The sequence below is a fragment of the Pedobacter boryungensis genome (genome assembly GCF_013204825.1).
Taxonomy (GTDB): domain Bacteria; phylum Bacteroidota; class Bacteroidia; order Sphingobacteriales; family Sphingobacteriaceae; genus Pedobacter; species Pedobacter boryungensis.
In genome coordinates this window covers 1104244-1123223 of sequence record NZ_JABMKV010000001.1, presented here as the reverse complement: position 1 = coordinate 1123223, position 18980 = coordinate 1104244, and the positions used below count along the sequence as shown (strand labels likewise).

The 18980-nt window shown below is 35.1% G+C and carries 11 protein-coding genes; 9 read left to right on the top strand and 2 right to left on the bottom strand.

Features of this window, described 5'->3' with window-relative positions:
• Positions 1 to 93: 93 nt before the first annotated feature.
• From HQN85_RS04860 to HQN85_RS04830, 7 genes are all read left to right on the top strand, one after another.
• On the top strand, positions 94 to 1413 hold the full coding sequence (locus HQN85_RS04860; protein WP_173269365.1) for a polysaccharide lyase 6 family protein: 1320 nt from the start codon (positions 94 to 96) through the stop codon (positions 1411 to 1413).
• Positions 1413 to 3449, top strand: coding sequence for a discoidin domain-containing protein (locus HQN85_RS04855; protein WP_173269362.1), 2037 nt, complete (start codon positions 1413 to 1415; stop codon positions 3447 to 3449). The genes HQN85_RS04860 and HQN85_RS04855 overlap by 1 nt, the downstream gene beginning before the upstream one ends.
• A 701-nt stretch (positions 3450 to 4150) precedes the next feature.
• Entirely contained in the window at positions 4151 to 5710 is a 1560-nt protein-coding gene (locus HQN85_RS04850; protein WP_173269358.1) for a glycoside hydrolase family 28 protein, read from the top strand.
• Positions 5707 to 7665, top strand: a complete 1959-nt coding sequence (locus HQN85_RS04845; protein WP_173269355.1) for an SGNH/GDSL hydrolase family protein — start codon at positions 5707 to 5709, stop codon at positions 7663 to 7665. The genes HQN85_RS04850 and HQN85_RS04845 overlap by 4 nt, the downstream gene beginning before the upstream one ends.
• On the top strand, positions 7655 to 9172 hold the full coding sequence (locus HQN85_RS04840) for a sialate O-acetylesterase (protein ID WP_173269352.1): 1518 nt from the start codon (positions 7655 to 7657) through the stop codon (positions 9170 to 9172). The genes HQN85_RS04845 and HQN85_RS04840 overlap by 11 nt, the downstream gene beginning before the upstream one ends.
• A gap of 2 nt (positions 9173 to 9174) precedes the next feature.
• Positions 9175 to 10965, top strand: a complete 1791-nt coding sequence (locus tag HQN85_RS04835) for an alpha-L-fucosidase (protein WP_173269349.1) — start codon at positions 9175 to 9177, stop codon at positions 10963 to 10965.
• 2 nt (positions 10966 to 10967) lie between these two features.
• A complete protein-coding gene (locus tag HQN85_RS04830) occupies positions 10968 to 11939 on the top strand; it encodes a glycoside hydrolase family protein (protein WP_173269346.1) in 972 nt (323 codons plus the stop codon).
• Positions 11940 to 12007: 68 nt separating this feature from the next.
• Here HQN85_RS04830 and HQN85_RS04825 read toward each other — a convergent pair whose 3' ends face one another.
• Both HQN85_RS04825 and HQN85_RS04820 read right to left on the bottom strand, forming a co-directional pair.
• Positions 12008 to 12442 (bottom strand): c-type cytochrome, encoded by a 435-nt coding sequence (locus tag HQN85_RS04825; protein ID WP_173269343.1) that lies wholly within the window; start codon positions 12440 to 12442, stop codon positions 12008 to 12010.
• 5 nt (positions 12443 to 12447) lie between these two features.
• Positions 12448 to 13743 (bottom strand): PQQ-dependent sugar dehydrogenase, encoded by a 1296-nt coding sequence (locus HQN85_RS04820; RefSeq protein WP_173269340.1) that lies wholly within the window; start codon positions 13741 to 13743, stop codon positions 12448 to 12450.
• A gap of 538 nt (positions 13744 to 14281) precedes the next feature.
• On the opposite strand from HQN85_RS04820, the gene HQN85_RS04815 reads away from it, so the two are divergent.
• Together HQN85_RS04815 and HQN85_RS04810 are read left to right on the top strand one after the other, a co-directional pair.
• Complete coding sequence (locus HQN85_RS04815; protein ID WP_173269338.1) at positions 14282 to 17407, top strand: SusC/RagA family TonB-linked outer membrane protein; 3126 nt, start codon at positions 14282 to 14284, stop codon at positions 17405 to 17407.
• 8 nt (positions 17408 to 17415) lie between these two features.
• On the top strand, positions 17416 to 18978 hold the full coding sequence (locus tag HQN85_RS04810) for a RagB/SusD family nutrient uptake outer membrane protein (protein ID WP_173269336.1): 1563 nt from the start codon (positions 17416 to 17418) through the stop codon (positions 18976 to 18978).
• Positions 18979 to 18980 lie beyond the last annotated feature (2 nt).

Here is an 18980-nt window from a genome sequence, read left to right as displayed (position 1 = left end):
TAACGCCAATATATCTGATTTAAAAGCTAAAGTGCCTTATTATATTTTACATTTTAATAACTAGGTTAGAAATTAAATTATACCATTTATAAAATGAACCGCAAAAAAACCATTCTACTCGCTTTTCTATTACTCACATCAGCAACACTATTTGCTAAAACAGTTACTGTCGCATCTATAGCAGAATTACAAACTGCAATCGATAAAGCGCAACCAGGCGATGTGATTGTATTAAAAAATGGCACTTACACTACCACAGCAGATATTATAGTAAACAAACAAGGTTCAGCTCAACATCCCATTACCATTGTAGCAGAGAAAATTGGCGAAACAGAAATTACAGGTAAAGGAGGATTTAGTATAGTCAGCCCAGCAAAATACATTATTATTAAGGGCTTTAAATTCACACATATCGCTTCAAAAGCCAAGACTGGCAATGGTACTAGTTTTTGCCGTTTTACACAAAATATCTTCGAAACACCAGGAGATGGAGAGAATTTAACTGTTGCAGGTTCAGACCAAGAAATAGATTACAATACTTTCCAAAATAAAAATGCGATGGGCAGGTTTATTGCCATTAGAGGCGAAGGAAAACAAATTGCCGAACGCTTACACATTCATCATAATTATTTTAATACAGCCGCAAGTCAAGGTGGTAAGAACGGAGCAGAAGCCTTTCAGTTTGGTTTAAGTGGGTTCAGTATGTCGTTAAGTAATAGCATAGTAGAATATAACCTATTCGAAAAATGTGAAGGAGAAAACGAATTAATCTCAGTAAAAGTTGGCGGTGTAACCTTAAGATACAATAGCATTATAGATTGTCCAGCACAATTTACTTTGCGTCATGGCAATAAAAACTTAGTGTATAGCAATTACTTTAAAAACACACCAGGGTTAAGGATATTTGGAGATGACCATCAAATCTTTAGCAATTATTTTGAAGACTGTAAACCAGCAATTACCATTGGTAATGGCGGTGCAGAAGTAGCTGATGGAGCACCGTTGACATCTCATGATAGACCAGATAGGATTTTAATTGTCTTTAATACCTTAGTTAATAATAAAGAAAACATTGTTCAAACCCCTAGAAAAGATGGTATAGGAGCAACATACGTTACGGTTGCGAATAACATTATTGAAGGCGGTGGTGTTGCTGCTAAAATTTCAGGTCCAATGACAAATGCCAAATGGCAAGGAAATATCATTTTTAAAGTAACGGGAGCAGGAGATTTACCTGCGGGTTCTTACCAAGAAATGAACCCTAAGTTGGTTAAAGATACGTCAGGCATTTTTCAATTACCAGCAAATAATCCGGTAATTAATAATACAATAGGTCAATACCCAGTTGTAAAAGCAGCAGGCAAAATTGTTGTTTTATCACCAAGTCAAGTAGGCTATTTAGCAAAAAAATAATGAACAAACTGACTACAACTTTTCTTTTAGCTTTTATTTTTTCTATTGGTAACTCTGTATATGCACAAAATAGCGAATGGGTTAAATACAACCAAAAAGGAAAATTAACCTATAAAACTACACCTGCGGGAGATCAGATTATGGATTTTTCTCATGCAGGATATTTGGGTGGTGGTGTAGCTTTGCCAACAATTACTACTACAATTACTGTAAAACCATCTGGAACAGGTGATGATACGAAAACAATTCAAGCTGCAATAGATCAAGTGGCAAAAATGCCATTAAAAAATGGTTTCCGTGGAGCAGTGGAACTTTCTGCAGGTGTATTTAATTGTGCAAGTTCAATTATTATTTCAGAAAGTGGAATCGTTTTACGTGGTAAAGGAAGTGATCGAAGTGGTACCACGATTAAAATGAGTGGCGACCCACATACTGCTATTGTAATAGGCAAAGGAAATACAAAAGTAGCTTTGGGTGCAACAGAAGATACCAATCAAGTGGAGCAAACGACTACACGTTTTGTTGATTCTTATGTTCCGTTCGGAGCTAAATCTTTCAATGTTGCCAATGCAAAGGGTTTCAAAATTGGAGACACGATTGCTATTTATAGACCAACTACTGATGCTTGGGTTCATTTTATGGAAATGGACAACATGTATAGAGAAGGCAAAAAGCAAACGTGGGTGGGAACAGGTAGAGAAGAGATTTCTAAACGAATAGTTAAGGCAATTTCAGGTAATCGAATAACAGTTGATGTGCCATTAGCAGATTCGTACGATGCGAAATTTTTAATGCCAATGGGTGTAAAAGTAGCGAAGATAAAAGCATTAAATAGAGTAACTCATGTTGGCATTGAGGATTTGCATATCCAGTGTGAACCTTTAGAATCTTCTTATGGAAATGCACCTTATGCAGGGATTAGAGTAGGTGGTGATGATTGTTGGGTTAAAAATGTTTTTGCAGAAGAAACCATGAATACCACCGTTTTAGCAGGAGATCGGATTACGATGCAACGCGTGAAAATTAAACATACCTATACCAATTTAGGTGCATCTAAGCCTGCAGATTTTAGTTTAGAAGGTAGTCAGAATTTAATAGACCGCTGTGAAGCAACTGGTGGAAACACTTATTTTGTATGGACATCAAGTTTAATAACAGGGCCTAATGTAGTGTTAAATTCTACTTTTAGAGGTATAGGAAGTCGCATACAACCACATCAACGTTGGGCTACAGGATTGCTAGTAGATAATTGTACCATCGCCGATGGTAATATTGATTTTATGAATAGAGGCATTGCTGGTTCTGGGCATGGTTGGACGATGGCTTGGGGAGTTGCTTGGAAGTGCATTGCAAAAAGTTATATTATTCAAAACCCACCAGGAACTGTAAATTGGGCAATTGGCTGTATCGGACAAAGAGAACAAACAGCTCGGTTATTTGATGGCAGCCCAATCATCCCAGATGGAAATTTTGATTCTCATGGCAAACCTGTAGCTATTCAAAGTTTATACTTAGCGCAACTGCAAGAAAGAGTTGGTATTAACGGCTTAAAAAACATCGGCTACCAAGGCAATACGAAGAGCGAGTTTAAAAATAAAACAATAGCACTCAGTCCATTTACTCCAGATCGTGATTCTAAACTAGGTATCAACTTAGCCTTTGAACGACCTGTAAATACAAATAATGTGAGGGGCACTACACGTGAATTTGGAGGAGAAAGAGCTTTAGATGGAAATGATAAAACCTATTGGGCAGTTAATGATGAGGTAAAACAAGCTACATTAGAGGTAGATATGGAAGGGCCAGTGCTCATTAATGCCTTAAAAATGAGTGAAGCGCTTGGTCAAAGAATAGAAGAATACAAAGTAGAAGTGCAGTTAGATAGTAAATGGATTTTAGTAGATAAGGGTACCACAATAGGTACAGATAAAACGGTGAAATTTCCAAGTATAGTGGCATGGAAAGTAAAACTAACCATTAGTAAATTTAGCAATTATCCAGCCTTAAAGAGTTTTGGATTATACCTTAGCAAATAGCATACGTAACTTATATCTTATTGTAAAGTTCAAAGATTTAGCTTCGCTGAGCACTACGTGGTTCTCGGCTACGCTCGAAATGACGATAAGACTTCTTTTTATTAGTTTGTTTTCTCACAGTTAATAGACATTTCTCATTTGTAAATACTCTTTTATGGCAGGGAAAATGGTTTTACATTAAAGTTTATTGAATTTTCTTAAGTAGAATTCTTCTTTGCATAAAGGTCGAAAGGCTTCTATCGCTTTTCGAAGGGCTTCGCGTTTGGGTTGAAGAGTTCGCGTTTGGGTCGAAGGGCTTTGCGTTTGGGTTGAAGAGCTTTGCGTTTGGGTCGAAAGGTTTTCCGTTTGGGTCGAAAGGCTTTACGTTTGGGTCGAAAGGCTTTCCGTTTAGGTCGAAGAGCTTTCCGTTTGGGTTGAAAGGCTTTGCGTTTGGGTCGAAAGACTTCGTGTTTAGGTTGAAAGGCTTTTCTCGACGAGAAAACCGAAATTTCCACTATGTTTCTCTATTTGCTAAGAACAAGTAAAGAGCAATATAATTTCAATTGGATATACATTAAAAAGCTAAAGCAGACCTCTTAATGTCAATATTGTTGAATAAAAAGATAATTCTATTGCGTAAAACTTGACTAATTATCACGTAGTTGCAATAACTAAATATAAATGAACTTCAGGTTCAATTCTTTTATTTTAAAGTATACTGTATGAGGAAATTAGTTGCACTATTCGCTTTCCTATTCATAATTACAACTGTAAAAGCGGCAGATTTCGATATTACCAAATACGGTGCAATTGGTGATGGAGTTACACTCAACTCACAATCAATTCAAAAAGCAATTGATGCATGTTACAAAAGTGGTGGTGGAAAGGTAATTATCCCGGCAGGAAAATTTTTATCGGGTACCATTGCGCTGAAAGATAACGTTACGCTTAATCTAAAAAAAGATGCGGTATTATTAGGTAGTATAGATTTAAAGGATTATCAAAATTTAGATCCATTTACAGAAGGATTAGGCATTGATGTGGGCTGGGCTTTACTGGTTGCAGTTGATATAAAAAATATTGGTATTGAGGGTGAAGGAACAATAGATGGACAAGGAGCAGCTATAAAAGCAAAACATATTTTAACAGATACCCGTCCTGAAGGACAACGCTGGGGATTAAGACCTTTTTTAGTCCGAATTGTAAGATGCACTGGAGTTACTGTAAAAGGCGTAACCTTAAAATATGCAGGTGCATGGACTTCACACTATTTCCAAAGCAAGCAGATTTTAATTGAAAATGTAAAAATTCAAAGTGTAGGTGTTGCGCACAACGATGGAATAGGTATTGATGGTTGTCAGCAGGTGCGCATAAAAGACTGTGATGTAGTAAGTGGCGATGATGCATTGGTATTTAAAACTACATCGAGCTTAATGTCATGTAAAGATATCGAGGTATCTGGTTTACGATTAAAGAGTAGTCAGGCAGGTATAAAAATAGGAACGGAGTCTATTGCTGATTTCGAAAATATTAAAATTACCAACTGCCATATTTACGATACTAAAAATGGTGGAATTAAATTGTTAACGGTTGATGGTGGGCACATTAGAAATGTACTGATTTCTGATATTACCATGGATGAAGTGAAAACTCCTATGTTATTTCGATTAGGTTCGAGATTAAATGTTTTCAGAAAAAAAATGGAAACCAAAAAACCTACAGGAACTTTCGAAAACGTAGTGATTAGAAATGTAAAAGCCAAAGCAGCAGATCAGGCACAATTAACGCCACCATCTGGAATTTTAATTACTGGCGTACCTGGGCATGATATTACCAATTTGACTTTAGAAAATATCGAAATCACTTTAGCTGGAGGTGGTACCGCAGAGGATTCACGTAAAGCAGTTCCCGAAGCAATAGATCAATACCCTGAGGTAAAAACTTTTGGTCCAAAAATTCCAGCTTATGGTGTTTGGGCTCGACATGTAAAAGGTCTAAAGTTAATTAATGTGAAATTTAATTTAGATAGTAACGATCTACGTCCAGCACTGGTTTGCGAAGATGGTAAAGATATACTAGTAACCAACTGGAATTTACCAGAAACTAAAGGTGCAGAGGCTATTGTTCGTTTAGAAAATGTATTAGGGGCAAATATTAACGCCTTAACTGTACCAGGAGAAGCACAAGCATTGGTAAGAGTAGAAGGAGCTAACAGTGCATCAATTAAGGCTGCTAAAAACACAATGCCATCTATTAAAAAGGAAGTAGAAACCATAAAATGAAGAAACTCATTCAACTCGTAATACTTTTCTTATTAAGTCATAATGCTTTTGCTCAGGCAAACATTACAGAAGAGAAAACCAGTACTTGGAATAAATTTGAAAAAGTAGCCTTTAAATTTAATGGGATAGAAGCGTGGTATGTAAAACCATCAGTTGCAGCTAAAGGAAATCCTTGGGTTTGGCGAGCACATTTTCCTAGCTGGCATACCGAAATGGATAGTGTTTTGTTAGAAAGAGGCTTTTATGTTGCCTATATTAACACCAATGATTTATTTGGACATCCAAAGGCGATGATGATTTGGGATGATTTTTATAATTATTTAGTAAAGGAAAGAAACTTTGCGCCAAAAGTGGCTTTAGAAGGGGTAAGCCGAGGCGGTTTGTATGTATATGGTTGGGCAAAAAGAAATCCAGCTAAGGTAAGCTGCATTTACACAGAGACACCAGTTTTAGATTTTAAGAGTTGGCCGGGAGGTAAAGGGATTGGAAAAGGTTCGCCTAAAGATTGGGCAAAGCTTTTAGAAGTATATCATCTTACAGAAGAAGAAGCTTTAAAATACGATGATTTACCTATCAATAATCTCGACGGTTTGGCTGCGTATAAAGTTCCTATTTTGCATGTAATTGGTTTGCAGGATAGCCTTGCTCCACCGGTAGAGAATACTGATGTTTTAGTTAAAAATTATATCAGCAAAGGTGGACCAGCAACAGTAGTTCCCATGACAAAAGGAAAGCAAACGCTTAGTGGACATCATTTTTCCATAGAGGGTCCAGAAAAACTAGCCGACTTTATCTATCAGAATAGTATGCCTGTTATTCCTAAATTGAAAGATGAAGATTTTATACAGATGTTTGGTCAGCTTTCTAATATAGCTTACCGCATTAAAAAAGAAAAGAAAGCTACAGTTGCCTTTTTAGGTGGTTCTATAACTAATATGAAGGGTTGGCGAGATAAAGTTTGTACCTATTTAAAAGAATTGTATCCAGAAACTGATTTTACATTTATCAATGCAGGTATTCCTTCGTTAGGAAGTGTTCCACATGTTTTCAGATTAAAAAATGATGTATTAGATAAGGGAAGAATTGATCTAATGTTTATCGAATCGGCAGTAAATGATTATGGAAATGGAACTTCAGAACAACAACAAAGAAAAGCATTGGAGGGTATTGTTCGACATGCTTATCAAGTTAACCCCAACATCAACATGATCATGATGGCTTTTGTTGATGAAGATAAAATTGCAGATTACAAAGTAAATAAAATTCCGGTAGAGGTAAAAGTGCATCAAGATATTGCCAAACATTATCAAATTCCATTTATCAATTTAGCTGAGGCTGTAAGTAGACGCATTGAAGCAGGAGAATTTACATGGGATGGCGATTTCAAAAACCTCCATCCATCACCATTTGGACAAGAAATTTACTTCTCTGAAATCAAAACTTTAATTAGAAAAGGAATTAAAGATAATTTAACTACACAGCTAACAGCTTTTAAATTGCCTTTAGCAATTCAAAAATATGCGTATACCAAAGGTGATTATGTTGGCGTAGAAAAAGCAGTAATTAAAAAAGACTTTGTGTTAGATCCTTCTTGGAAACCCAAAAATAAAGTAAATACCAGACCTGGTTTTGTAAATGTTCCAGTTTTATCAAGCACAAATCCTGATGCAGAACTCTCGTTTTCATTTACAGGTAATGCAGTTGGAATTGCCATTTTAGCAGGTCCAGATGCTGGAACAATCAGCTATACGATCGATGGAAAAAATCCTAAGATAGTAGACCTTTATACACAATGGAGCAAAAATCTTCATTTGCCTTGGTACTTGGTATTGGGTGATGAGCTTGCAAAAGGCAAGCACGTTTTGACTATAAAAGTCTTAGCAAATCATAATGAAAAATCTTTGGGCAATGCCTGTAGAATTGTACATTTTTTAGTGAATAGTAATGAAAAGTAAAATTTGGATTATCCTTTTGTTGATCTTGCCTTTTATAGCTTCAGCAGAAGTTAAATTACCTTCTTTAATTGCGGATGGAATGGTTTTACAACAGAAATCATCGATTTCTTTATGGGGATGGGCAAACCCAGATGAAAAAATAACAGTTGTAGCAAGTTGGGATCATCAAAAAGCTGAAGTGATAACGAATACTAATGGCGAATGGTTAGTTAAATTAAAAACGCCAACAGCTGGTGGTCCGTTTACTATAACAATTAGTGGTACTAATAAAATAGAAATTAAGAATGTACTTGTCGGCGAGGTTTGGTTATGCTCTGGGCAATCGAATATGGAATTTCCGTTGCAAAAAACAACACCTTCATGGAAAACAGGTATTGTTAACTATGAAAGCGAAATAGCCAAAGCTAATTATCCCAACATAAGAATGTTTACGGTAAAGCAAACTGTAGCACAAGAACCTCAACAAGATGTGGAGGGAAAATGGGAAGTATGTAGTCCAGCAACTGCTGGGAAGTTTTCGGCAGTGGCTTATTATTTTGGTCTCGAACTAACCAGATCATTAAATTGTCCGATTGGTTTAATTCATTCGTCTTGGGGTGGCACGCCAGCAGAATCGTGGGTTAAAAAAGAAGTGTTGGAAAAAGATACTGCACTTATATCAATTTTAACCAACTACGATAAAGACGTTAGAAGCTATAAAGCTGTTGATTCTACTTATCAAAATGCTTTAACAAAGTGGAAGGAGGATAAAGCGAAAAATCCATCTTCAACAGTTGTTGCCCCAAAAAAGCCAGTAGAACCTACTAAAAACTCAAAATCAGCAACAAAACTATACAATGGAATGATTGCACCTTTAATTCCATTTACCATTAAAGGCGTTATTTGGTATCAAGGAGAGTCGAATTCCGGAAGGGCATATCAGTATAGAAAATTATTTCCGGCGTTAATCAATTCTTGGAGATCAGATTGGAAGACAGATTTTCCTTTTTATTTCGTTCAAATCGCTGTGCATTACCAGCAACTTCCAGAAATTAGAGAAGCGCAATTATTTACCATGCAGTCTACTCCACAAACGGGCATGGCTGTAATTACTGATGTAGGTGATTCATTGAATATTCACCCTACAAATAAAGAAGTTCCAGGTCATCGTTTGGCACTTTGGGCGTTGGCTAAAACTTACAATCAAACACAATTGGTGTATAGCGGGCCTCTTTATCAATCGATGAGAGTTGAAGGAAATAACATCATCCTCAAATTTAGATATGCAGATGGTTTACTAGCCAAAGGCGATACACTGACCGAATTCACCATTGCAAATAGCAATCAACAATTTATACCAGCAACAGCGGTAATAAAAGGAGATGAAATTTGGGTGTCAAGCCCATCAATTAAAAAACCAATAGCAGTTCGTTTTGCTTGGAAGAATTTCTGTAGACCAAACTTATACAACGCCGCAGGTTTACCAGCCTCGCCTTTTAGAACAGATAATTGGACAACCAAAAATTAATTATGAAGAAGACTTTTTATTTATTGACGTTGTTAGCAATCCTCCAATTCCCCATACGTAGTTTCGGTCAAACCATGGATCAAATGTGGGATAGCAGTGTTTCGGGAAAAGAAAATCCAAATTTGCAATGGTTTAAGGATGCTAAGTTTGGTATGTTTATCCACTGGGGTCTGTATTCAAAAATTGCAGGAGAATGGAATGGGAAACGTTATTACGGTAGTGGCGAATGGATCATGAACCAAGCCAAAATCAAAGTAGCTGATTACAATAAAGTAGCTTCAACCTTTAATCCAATAGGTTTTAATGCTGAGGAATGGTCGCAGTTGGCTGCAGATGCAGGTATTAAATACATGGTGATTACTGCTAAACACCACGAAGGTTTTTCTATGTACAAATCTAACGTGAGCGATTTTAACATAGTTGATGCTACACCTTATAAAAAAGACCCGATGAAAGCATTGGCAGAAGCTAATCGTAAACGTGGCATTCAATTCGGATTTTATTATTCGCAATTTCAAGATTGGCATGAACCTAATGGTGGAAGAAATACCTGGGATTTCGATGAATCAAAGAAAGATTATCAAGCATATTATAGAGAAAAAGCAATTCCTCAATTAAAAGAGTTATTAACAAATTATGGTCCGTTAGGCATTGTTTGGTTCGATACACCTGGTGGGATGACTAAAGAACAAACCCAGTCGTTTGTAAATGAGTTAAGAGTATTGCAGCCAAAAACATTGTTTAGTAGCAGAGTGGGACAGGGTCTTGGCGATTATAAAGATTTCGGAGATTCTGAAGTACCTAACACGCCAATTAAAGGAGCTTGGGAATCCATCTACACGCACAACGATTCGTGGGGTTACATTAAACACGACATGAATTTTAAAAGCAGTAAGGAAATTATTCAACTGCTTGCAAACGTAGCTTCAAAAGGTGGAAACCTGATGTTAAATGTTGGTCCAGATGGAAATGGAAAAATACCGGAATATTCGGTTAAATTTTTACAACAAACAGGTAACTGGCTTAAATTAAATGGCGAAAGTATTTACGGTACAACCTACGGTTTAATTCCTACTCAACCTTGGGGAGTTAGTACATCTAAACCGGGTAAACAATATTTACACGTCATGAACCGACCAAAAAATGGAAAATTATTCATTCCAGATTTTAACGTAGCCATTAAAAAAGTTTATGCCCTGACAGATAAAAAAGAACTATCGTTTAAAAAAAACGGAAAAGCAGTAGTTATTAATTTACCATTATTTAATCAAGATTCTGTAAATACTGTTTTTGTGGTCGAATATTCTGGAACGGTTACTGATTATAGCTTGCAAACTCCAATTACAGTATCTGGTCAATTTGATGAAAATAATGTAGATGCTGTTTTTGCTCAAGCTACTGGGAATACAAAAATTCAATCACTTACCTATAGCCATTATTACGGCGATTGGAAACACACCACCTGTGTAACCAATATGAAAGATAGTACGGACCAAGCTACATTTACCATTAACGTAACCGAGCCAGGCGATTATCACATTAAAGTTGAATACAGTTGCCCACAAGAAAGTGTGAAATTGGAAGGTAGTTTAAGTGTTAACAATCAAGAGTTTCTATTTAGAACCTTGCGCACATCCGAATTTGATAAAAGTTCACCTTTATTGTTCATTAAACACACCGTTGCAACTACTACGTTTTCAAAACCAGGAATATATCAAATTAAAATTCATCCATTACAAAATGGAAAAGAGCTTTTTAAGTTAAAATCCGTTATACTAGAACCTGTTAAATAGATATGAGAAAAATTACAACCATAGCCGCACTTTTAATTTGCTTGGTGTTTAGTCAAGCTAAAGCGCAAACACTTAAAGATGCTATGCAGCCTGCCGTAAAAAACGGAGGTTTTAAAATGGAAGGCTATATTTTATGGTGTCCATCGGTTATAAAAGTAGGAGATACCTACCATATGTTTGCTTCTCGCTGGCCAGATAAATATGGTTTGGGTGGATGGACAACCTATTCGGAAATTGTAAGAGCAACTTCAAAAAGCTTATACGGTCCTTATGAATTCCAAGAGGTAGTCATACAAAAAAGACCAGATTTCTGGGATAATGATCGAGCACATAACCCTAAAATTGTAAAGGCAGGAGATACGTACGTGCTGTATTATATCTCGTCAGCAAATGAAACCGGTTACGCTTATAGTAAATCCATAACCGGTCCATGGACAAGAACGGATAAATTAGCAATGCCATTTTCTAATCCAGCGCCACTCGTTAAAAAGGATGGAAGTGTGTATGTTTTTGGAAGAAAATCGGTAGATAACATCCGCATTGCACAAGCCTACCAGGCACCAACTTTTAATGGAAATTATACACAGGTTAGCAATCAATATAACTTACTGCCAGATAAAAATCAATTAGAAGATCCAACAATATGGTGGGCAAAAAATCAATACAATGTTATCCTAAGTGATTTTAGAGGAGATGCCACAGGTACAGGTAAAAATGGCGCACAATATGCATCAAAAGATGGAATTAACTATATATTAGTGTCTAAAGAGTCTGTTTATACTAAAACTGTAAAGTATGATGATGGCACCGAACAAACATTTAGAAGAAGAGAAAGACCGTTTGTCTATGTAAATGAAAAAGAACAAGTAACCGCATTTTTCACTTCATGTTTAACCCAAGCTAAAGATGGTAGTGAAAAATCATGGATTGAAGTAAATCCTGTAAATAAATATGTTCCAAAGGAGATAAAATAATCCTATGATTACCATAATTCAAAGAAAAAGGCTATTCTCAAAGAAATAGCCTTTTTTATTAGTAATCATTATTTATCCCCTCTAACAGCTTTAACCTGAGCTGGAGTAATTAAGCTTGCTTTATTTCCGAAACTGTTGCGAACAAAACTCAACACATCTGCAACTTGCTGATCGCTAAGATGGCCTAATCCAGGCATTGGGTTAGCGTAGGTATCTCCATCAATTTCAATCTCTTTATTAAAACCCTTTAAAATAATATTAATTAATCTTTTTTGATCCCCTAAAACATATTCAGTTTTACTTAAAGGAGGATTTAAACCCATTACACCACCACCATCTACCTGATGACAAACCATGCAGTATTTAGTGTAAACCAATTTGCCATTTACAATGGATGGTGCAGGAACAGCAGATTTAGCTTTAGTTTGGATTTTTTTAGTTTGAGCACTTAAGCTCAATACGCACCCAATTGTTAAAAGTGCAGCAAAAATTATCTTCTTCATACATTTTATTTTTTAGTATAACCAATTCTATAAACAGCACCTTTTACATCATCTGTAACAAATAAAGAACCATCAGGACCTTGAGCTAATCCGCAAGGTCTATGTATAGCTTCTTTTGGTGCCATAATTTCTGCCTGACCAGAAAAATTATCTGCAAATACTTCCCATTTGCCAGTAGGTTTTCCATCTTTAAAAGGAACAAAAACCACAAAATAACCAGCTTGTTTTTCTGGTGCTCTATTCCAAGAACCATGAAAAGCAACAAAAGCACCATTTTTATATCTTTCAGGAAACATATTGCCAGTATAAAATAACAATGCATTAGGCGCCATGTGCGCAGGGAAAGCCACAATAGGATCAATAAATTCTTTACTTCCTTCTATTTTACCATCGCCACCATACTCTGGTGCAAGAATTTTTTTGTTTAAAAATGGATCATAATAGGTGTAAGGCCAGCCTGCATTATCACCCTTTTTTAACATATACATTACTTCAGCAGGTAATTCTGCAGATTGTTTATCGGTATATAATTTTGGCCATGATGAACTTAAATTATCTCTGCCATGTTGCATTACATAAAGTGTATTATTTTGAGTATTCCAATCTAAGCCCATTACATTTCTTAAGCCAGTAGCATATTTTACACCATCAACATAGGTTTGATTTAACTTGTCTGCTTTAAATTGCCAAATTCCGCCAGCAGAATCTAATATTGGGCAACCTGCTTTTCCTTTTGATTCTAAACCACGATCCATTTCTTGACAAGAATTAGATGGGGAACCAATATTCACATAAATATGATCATCGTTATCTAAAACAATAGATTTAGTTTGATGTTGCCTGCCCGCTATTAAGCCTGTTATTATTTTTTCTGGTTTGGTAGGATCAATTACCTTTTCGGCATCATCTAACTTATAACGGAAAATCTCTTTGTCGGAAGAAGCATATAAATAACCTTTCTTAATTGTTATTCCAGTTCCGGCGTAATCGCCAAATGCTAATTGGGTTTCGTATTTTCCATCTTTATCGTTATCCTGAAGAAAGAGAATACCTTTTCCATTAACCAATCTAAAAAGCTTAATGTATATGCTACCGTCCTTTGTTACTATAATATGTCTAGCTCTGCCAATGTTATCAGCAATCTTATTAGCTCCAAAACCATCAGCTAATTTTAAACCAGCATTATCAGTATCAGGTTTAAACGGAGTGATTTCATTTGTGTGCTTGTATATAAAAGATAATAATGCGCCTATTAGTAAAAAGCATGCAAAATAGCGTAGGATAATAGTTTTAACTCTCATTTATTTAGGGATTAACATAATTAGTATTTCAAATCTAATGCATACAAAAAGGCATAATTGTTAGTAATTGGCTTTTTATACAATAAAATTGGCATAAAACTATTTTAAACAATTCATTTACATAGAAAAATGTCTTATAAGAATTCCTGTAATTTCAAGTTTTCTAATATGATGTTATTATTAAAAAATAGAAAGAATTTGTTGCTGAAATATACAAATAGCGCATTTTTTACGAAAGATAAAGTTTGGATTTTCAGGGAAATAAGCCTTATTTGGTTAAAAATGTTATCAACTTTTTAAGCATGTTTAGTTTAATATTTATTTAAGGTATGCCAAAATAACTGATTAATACGCTAAAAACATTCACTAAAGGAAGTTGAGAATTTCTTTCTATTGTATAACCAATTATAAACTATTCAACTATGACACCAAACCGCAAAAGTATGCGTTTAATCGCATCCTTAAATGCTTATCCAACATGAATGAATTTTGATCATTTCACAAAAATCAAAATTTAACCTAACAAAATATTCATTATATGGACAAGACATTTACAAAACTCATTAACCATAACATTTGGAAAACATTCGTTTTCTTACTGCTTATGTCTCCAATTGTTTCATTTGCACAAACAATTACTGTTACAGGTACAGTTAAAGACAGCAAAGGAGAAACAATTCCAGGTGTAGGTATTAAAGTAAAAGATGGAACTACCTCTACACTAACTGATAAGGATGGAAAATTCTCGATTAAAGTTCCAGATCAAAAAGCAAAGTTGATATTCAGTTATATCGGTTATAATCCTTACGAAGAACTGGTAGGCGATAGAAAAGTACTTTCTATTGTGTTGCAAGAAAATATTGCTGCTTTAACAGAGGTAGTAGTTCAAGGATATGGTGGTTCTTCTAAAAAATCAGATTTAACAGGATCTACTGTTTCTATTAATGCTGCTCAAATTGCAGAACGCCAACCTACTAATATATATGATGCCATTCAAGGTCAGGCATCTGGTGTATTAGTAATTAACGATAATGGAGAACCAGGTGCTGAAGGTTCTATTCAAATTCGTGGAGCTTCTACCTTTAGTGCGGCTGGTAATAATCCATTGTTTGTTATTGATGGTGTTGTTAGCGAAGGAGGAATTTCTGCTATTAATCCTAACGATATTCAAAACATCGAAATTTTAAAAGATGCTGCATCTACTGCTATTTACGGAACTAGAGCGGCAAATGGAGTTGTTTTAGTAACCACTAAAAGAGGTCAGGTAGGTAAACCAAGAGTAGATGTTTCTTATGGTCGTAAAATAGGTAACATTGCGCATACTATACAACAAGCAAATTCAAAAGATTTACGTTTATGGAGACAAATTCAAAACAATAATAACCCAAGCTCAGGTAGCAATACCGATTCATTAAACATTGCTTACAATGCTGATAACTATTTAGAAGATATGTTATTAGGTAATACAGCTATTTTAAATGATATTAAATTAGGTATTAGTGGTGGACAAAAAGGCTTAACTTATTATTCGAGTTTAAATTATTTGGATGATAAAGGAAGTGTATTAAATACATGGTCTAAAAGATTGCAAGGAAGGATGAATATCGATTTTCAAGTAACTCCTAAACTCAGAAATAATACCAATATTACCTTTAACTGGAATAAAAAATCTACATGGAGTACAAATAACTCTTTAAATCCCGTATTTGATAGACCAAATAACTTGAGGATTTACTTACCAGATGGTTCATTAACAAGTTATACCTCAAGTAAACGTAATCCAATTGCAAATGCTTTACTAGAAACCAATATAGCTGATGGTTATGGGGCGGCCATTACCAATAATCTTGAATATAAAATTTATAAAGATTTAAGATTTACAGCAATTGGAAGTGGATCATTAACCAATAACAACACAAAGTATTTTCAACCGGAGTTTTTAGATGACAATGGAAATGAGAATAGAGGAAATCAAACTTCTGCGATACGTTTTAACTGGACATTACAATCTTTCTTAAATTATGATAAAACCATTGGAAAAGATCATGTTATTAATGCAACGTTAGGTGTAGAATCGTCGAGAGTTGATAATAGATCTTTAAAGTTACAAGCATTACCTGGCTCTTTTGTAAATGAGCAAATTACCAATTTTAACTTAAGTAATATAGATATTAGAAATAGTAACTCTGGTGGCGGTGGTAATTCATTAGCCTCGTTGTTTGCTCGTGTAGGTTATAATTACAAAGGTAGATATATTCTTAATAGCACATTTAGAAGAGATGGATCATCTAAGTTTGGTACTGATAATAAATGGGGTAATTTCTTATCTGGTTCATTGGCATGGCGTTTATCTGATGAGAAATTTATGTCATGGGCTAAAGGAAAAGTGTTAAATGATGCAAAAATTAGAGTAAGTATTGGGCAGCAAGGAAACAATGGTATTGGTGATAATGAAGATGCTACTTTAGTAAGCTTCGGAGATGTAAGTTATTTAGGAGATGCAGGTGCCGTAATTTCAAATAGATTAGGTAATCCAGAAATTCAATGGGAAAATACAGTTCAAACCAATTTAGGAACTGATATTAGTATGTTTGGTGGAAGGTTACTATTGGTAGTTGATTATTACCATAAAGCAACTAACAAATTGTTAATGGATAACTTATTGCCAAAAGAAACTGGTTTCCAAACAGTACGGGTAAATGCTGGTGATTTGTATACCAATGGTGCTGAATTTTCACTTTCTGGTACACCAGTTGCAAAACCTAATTTTACTTGGTTTGTAAATGCGAATATCTCGTTTGAACAAGGAAGAGTTAAAAGCCTGTTCAAAAATGAGCCATTTATTGCAGGTACTAGATATCTAATTACACCAGGTGGTAGGTTAGGAGATTTTTATGGCTATAAACAGTTAGGTATTTACAGATGGACTGCATCTAATGCTTATTCTTCAGACTGGACTAGATTAGAACCAGTAAATGTTGCTCCAGATGGGCAATCTGCTGAATATTATACTTTAAATGGACAACGTTATACCGGTGCTATTCAAAAAGTGAGTGGTCCTGCAGGTTTTCTTAAAGGTGGAGATACAGAATGGTTAGATGTAAACAAAGATGGTTTAATTGATGATGCTGATCGTAGCATTATTGGTAATGCAACACCAGATTTTTACCTAGGTTTATCTAACACTTTCAGTTATAAAAGATTTTCATTAAACGTAATGTTAAATGCTACTATTGGTGGACAAATCTATAACTCATTTAAAGAGAGTTTTTCAACTTTTGGCTCTACAAATGGAACTGCATTTCCTGAAGCTATTTACGGCGCATGGAGAAAAGAAGGAGATATTGCGATTTATCCATATTTCCCAACAAAAGACAATAATGGAAATCAAAAAAGAGGTGTAAATAGCTATTATTTAGAAGATGCTTCATTTGTAAGATTATCAAGTGCAAGATTAAATTACTCATTCCAACCTGCGTTAATTAATAAATATAAGTTGAAAGCGCTTTCATTATTTGTTTATGGTACCAATCTATTAACATGGACAAATTACTCAGGTTTTGATCCAGAATTTAGTAACGATAATCCATTAACGCCAGGAACCGATGGTGGTAAATATCCTAAGCGTAGAGAATTTGGTTTTGGTATAAACATTAGCTTATAAAATTAGATATGAAAAAGATAGCAAGTATTGCTTTTTTAACAGTAATGATAATGTTAGGAAGCTGTAAAAAGTTTTTAGAAGTTCCGCCCGTAACTGCCATCAGGGCAGAAGATTTTTACAAATCGGCCAAAGATATGACTGGTGCAATGGCTTCATTATATGGGAATTTTCAACAAGCAATGGTTGGAGAATCACAGTTTAACAATAAATACACCATGTGGGGTGAAGCTCGTTCGGATAATTTTGAAAGAGGGGGCAACTCAAATTCTACTTATGCAGAACTACAATTAAATGGGTTAACAGCTGGTAATCCATTTTCAGATTGGTCTAGTATGTTTAAGGTAATTAACATTGCCAATTTAAATCTTAAATATTTTCCAGGTATTGCTAAGACAGAAATTAATCCGGCATTAGTTACACCATTAATTATTAATGATAATATCGCACAAAGTAGAGCTCTAAGAGCAATGGCTTACTTTTATATTGTAAGAACTTGGGGGGATGCACCGATTAAACTAACTCCTTTTGAGGATGCTACTTTAGATGCAAAACAAGCTAGAGACGGTGTAGATAAAATTTTCGATACTGTAATTATCCCTGATTTGGAATTCGCTTATAACAATGTAAATACTGCAAATTATAGTGTATTTAAATTTAGTAGAGGAGCAGCTTGTGCAGCATTAATGGATGTTTACATGTGGCGTAAAGATTATGTAAATGCTAAAAAATGGTTTACATTATTAGGAACTGCTAAAGCACCTGCAAAAGCTACTTATGGTGGTACAGCAATTACAGATTTAGAACCTACTGCTAACTGGAATAAAATGTTTACCGACCCATCGAATAGCATTGAAGCTATATGGAATATTCATTGGGATAATGTTGTAAATGGTTGCCCTTGTATGGCTGGAGTTTCTACTTCTCCAAATAATTCGCCTTTAGTAATCGATTATGGCATTTTTTACGATTGGCCTTTGAAATATCCTACAGATATTAGACATAGAGCAACTTATGATATTGCCAAAACTGATGCTAGAGATCGCGTTTGGAAGTTTTATAAAGGAACCGGAACTATAGGTACAACTACGTATACCGTAGCTGCAGCTGATAGAGATGCGAACAATTCTGTTGTTTATCTTTCTATGTATAGACTAGCGGATATATATTTATTATATGCAGAGCTGTTAAATAAAACTGGCGACAAAACCAACTCTTTAAAATATTTAAACTTCATTCGTACAAGAGCAATGATACCTGTTTATACAACAAGTAGTCCAGAAGTTTCGGTAACACCTGGTGTATTAGATGAAACTAAATTAGAAGATGCAATTATTCAGGAAAGACAATATGAACTTTTTGCAGAAGGAAAAAGATGGTTTGATTTAGTACGTACAGATAGAGTAATTCAGGTAATGGATCCAATAATTAAAGCTCGTCAAGTAAGAGCTGGAGTATTACCTGCAGATGCTACCGGTTTTGGTACAGATAAAAGAAAATATCTGTGGCCATTAAACAGAAACGTGCTAAACTCTAACTCTTTATTAACTCAAAATGCACCATATACAGACTAAGA